Source organism: Vicinamibacteria bacterium (assembly GCA_035620555.1).
Taxonomy (GTDB): Bacteria; Acidobacteriota; Vicinamibacteria; order Marinacidobacterales; family SMYC01; genus DASPGQ01.
Map to the genome: position 1 here is coordinate 1 of DASPGQ010000499.1, position 2,627 is coordinate 2,627.

Annotated in this window: 2 protein-coding genes; both read left to right on the top strand. The window is 59.6% G+C overall.

Going from position 1 to position 2,627, the window contains the following annotated elements:
• Positions 1 to 363, top strand: a 363-nt coding sequence (locus VEK15_20385; protein HXV63070.1) for a response regulator, incomplete at its 5' end; no start/stop codon positions are given.
• 40 nt (positions 364 to 403) lie between these two features.
• Positions 404 to 2,383: a sigma 54-interacting transcriptional regulator gene (locus VEK15_20390; GenBank protein HXV63071.1), complete on the top strand. Its 1,980-nt coding sequence runs from the start codon at positions 404 to 406 to the stop codon at positions 2,381 to 2,383.
• Positions 2,384 to 2,627 lie beyond the last annotated feature (244 nt).

Below are 2,627 nucleotides of genomic sequence, written 5' to 3' on the forward strand. Positions count from 1 at the left end.
AAGAGCGATCAGGCGACCCATGTCTTCGCAGTGGAGGACGGCGCACAGGCACTGGACTTTCTCTTCGCCCAGGGAGATTATGCGCAGCGTGCGGGCGAGGCGGCCCCCCGTTTGGTGCTCCTGGACCTGATGGTCCCGAAGGTGAACGGCCTGGAAGTTCTGCGCCAAATCCGCGCGAACGACGAAACGAAGACAATTCCCGTCGTAATGCTGACCTCGTCACAGGAAGACCGGGACATCGCTGACAGCTACGAAGGTGGCGTCAACAGCTACATGGTCAAACCGTTGGATTTCGAAGAGTTCGTTCGATGCATCGCGACGATTCATGAATATTGGCTTAGGTGTAATCGACTGCCAAGATGACGATCGGACTCGCGAGCGGCAAGAGCCGAGGACGGCACGCATGGAACCGATGCCCGCGACGCTCCGCATTCTGATACTTGAAGACGTCCCCACAGACGCCGAGCTCGTGGAGCGCGAGCTCCGACGCGGACAGATCGAATTCCTATCCAGACGCGTCTCTACTAGGCCAGAGTTCGAAGAGCAGCTCTCCAGCTTCGACCCCAACATCATCCTCGCCGACTTCTCGCTCCCCGGCTTCGATGGCCTCGACGCCTTGTCCATCTCTGCTGAAACCCGGCCAGAGGTTCCGTTCATTTTCGTCTCCGGCGCCATCGGAGAAGAGAAAGCCATCGAGACGCTTAAGAAGGGCGCCACGGACTACGTGCTCAAGGATCGGCTCTCCCGTTTGGTTCCGGCGTTGCGGCGTGCGCTAAGGGAGACCGCCGAACGTTCGGAGCGTCGGCGAGCCGAGGCGGCTTTGAAGCATTCCGAACAGCGCCATCGTCTCTTGCTCGAGGTGAACAATGCGATCATCGCGAGCCTCGATCGGAAATCGCTTTTCTGCGCCATCACGAAAGCGCTGTCGGGTATCCTGTCCTTCGACCAAGCTCGTCTTACTCTCCTCGACGCGCGTCGGGATATCATCCAGGTCTATGCCCAGAAAGACGAGTCCGGTGTTACCGAAGCCGAGCTGTCGCGAGAAGAGGGAGCCCAGGAACACTTGCCCGGGGACTCGACACCGCTCGTTCGTCGCGATCTGACGAGGCGGCGGGGTCGGTTGTCTCCTTCCGAAGACGAGCTACTGAAGGGGGGAATTCGCGCCTTCGTTTCCGTCCCGCTGAACGTCAAGAGCAAGGCGGTTGGATTCCTGACCGTCGGGAGCCGCATCCCAGACCGTTACCGAGACGACGACGTCGAGCTTCTCACCGAGGTCGGGAACCAAGTGGCTCTGGCAGTCGCGAATCTTCTGGCGTACGAGGAGATCTCCTCGTTGAAATCTCGTCTCGAGCAAGAGAACACGTACCTTCAAGAAGAGATCCAAACTCAGCACGATTTCGGAGAGATCGTCGGGCAAACTGAGCCCATGGCCAAAGTCATCGAAGCTATCGAGACCGTAGCGGTGACCGACGCCACCGTACTCATCTGCGGGGAAACGGGCACAGGCAAGGAAGTCGTTGCTCGAGCCATATACGATGCAAGCCCACAAAAAGACAAGCCGCTGGTCAAAGTGAATTGCGCGGCGCTTCCTGCCACCCTGATCGAGAGCGAGCTCTTCGGCCACGAAAAAGGTGCTTTCACCGGCGCCATCGCACGAAAAATCGGCCGCTTCGAGCTGGCGCACGGTGGAACGATATTCCTCGACGAGATCGGCGATCTCCCGCTCGAGCTGCAGTCGAAGCTGCTTCGCGTACTTCAGGAAGAGGAGTTCGAACGGGTGGGGGGATCGACGACGATCAAAGTCAACGTTCGGGTGATCGCGGCGACGAATCGCGACCTGACCAAAGCTATGGAGGAGGAACGATTCCGGCCCGACCTCTTCTATCGGCTCGCCGTTTTTCCCATCGAGCTTCCGCCCCTGAGAGAGCGCAGAAGTGATATCCCTCTTCTCGCCAATTTCTTCGCACGGGACTTCGGAAAAAAGTTGGGCAAGTCGATCGAGTCCATCTCCCCGGGCGCCATGGCCCGCTTGATGGCCTATGCCTGGCCAGGGAACATCCGCGAGCTCAAAAACGTCATTGAGAGGGCCGCGATTCTCACGCGAGGCTCGCAGCTTGCGCTCGATGATTGGTGGTCTAAGCCGGACAGCTCGAGCGGACCTGCCGCGCCACTCACTCTCGATGCCCTCCAACGGAAACACATCCTCTCTGTTCTCGACGTTACCGGGTGGCGAGTCAGCGGCGAGAGGGGCGCGGCGAGATTGCTCGGCATCAAGCCCACCACGCTCATGGCCCGCATGAAGAAGCTCGGTATCGAAAGACCTGTCAGCGTCGCTGATCGGAACTACGCCGAGAATTCTCAGGCGTCTCCTAGAGATCATTAGTTCCTGGCAAGACGCTCCTCGAGCTCGAAGACCCTCGGCGGGGTGGTCCCAAGTGAATGCGCGATATCGCCCGAGCTCACGCCTCGTCAGCTGACCGGAATCGCTCTAGCGGCTAGTCTCAGCGCTCGACGGTGCTCCTGGGCCTTTCGATGCCCACGACCTGGATTGCCCCGTCTCGGTTGCGAAGACTGACGACGACGGGCTCGCTCCAATGTGGAAAATCCGGGTGTAGGGTCCTGATGGA